The sequence below is a fragment of the Halorubrum sp. SP3 genome, assembly GCF_005435195.1.
GTDB classification, from domain to species: domain Archaea; phylum Halobacteriota; class Halobacteria; order Halobacteriales; family Haloferacaceae; genus Halorubrum; species Halorubrum sodomense.
The window spans coordinates 1-810 of sequence record NZ_SGTU01000172.1 but is presented as its reverse complement, the minus strand read 5'-3'; the positions used below and the strand labels follow the sequence as shown (position 1 = coordinate 810).

At 54.4% G+C, this 810-nt stretch carries 1 protein-coding gene; it reads left to right on the top strand.

Annotated elements, in window-relative coordinates:
- Window positions 1-101 precede the first annotated feature (101 nt).
- A partial coding sequence (locus EXE42_RS16080) for an oligosaccharide flippase family protein (RefSeq protein ID WP_241988420.1) occupies window positions 102-810 on the top strand: 709 nt, incomplete at its 3' end.

The window sequence follows — 810 nt, the reverse complement described above, 5'->3', positions numbered from 1 at the left end:
TCCTCTCACCAAGGTTGGCCGACATTATCGGTGCTGATGGTACCACGGTCCGCGTGCTACGACTATTCAGTGCTGCTATTCCGTTCGCCGTCTTCATCCGGATGGTTAACGGAAGTATGCAAGGGTTCAAACTTCCCGTCCCACGAACTGTCCTCCAGAACGTATCGCTCCCAGTCGTCCGCATCATCGGTATCGCAGTCGTAGTTGCGCTTGGTTTCGATAGTGCGTCGGTCGCTTGGGCGTATCTAGTCTCTTACTTAGTTACCGCGTTTCTCGGTCTCTGGTTCCTCCACTCCCGAACACCAATATTTAATTGGTCGGTTCAGTATACTCCGGTACGCAGAACGCTGCTAACGTTTTCGGCACCACTAGTCGTCACGGCTGCGATGAGCGCTGTCTTCTCCGATATCGATATTTTTCTTCTCGGCGCCCTAGCCGGCGCGGGTCCCGTGGGTGAGTACAACGCTGTCTACCCCCTCGCGCAGTTCCTCACGATGACCGTCTCCGCATTCGGCTTCCTCTTCGTCCCTGTGATCTCTGAACTCCACGCCGACGGAGATCACGACGCGCTCCGTCGTCTGATTCGCACAATCACTAAGTGGGCCCTACTGGCGAATCTTCCGCTTACCCTCTTGCTATCTCTTTTCCCTGAAACAATTGTATCTATTACATTTGGCCCCAAATACGTTGCCGCGGCGCCAGTGCTTCCGATTCTGGCAGTCGGATTCTTTGTTCATACTGCGGCGGCCCTAAGCGGTAACACACTGACCTCGATCGGCAAGACTCGACTCATCATGTACGACAACTTCC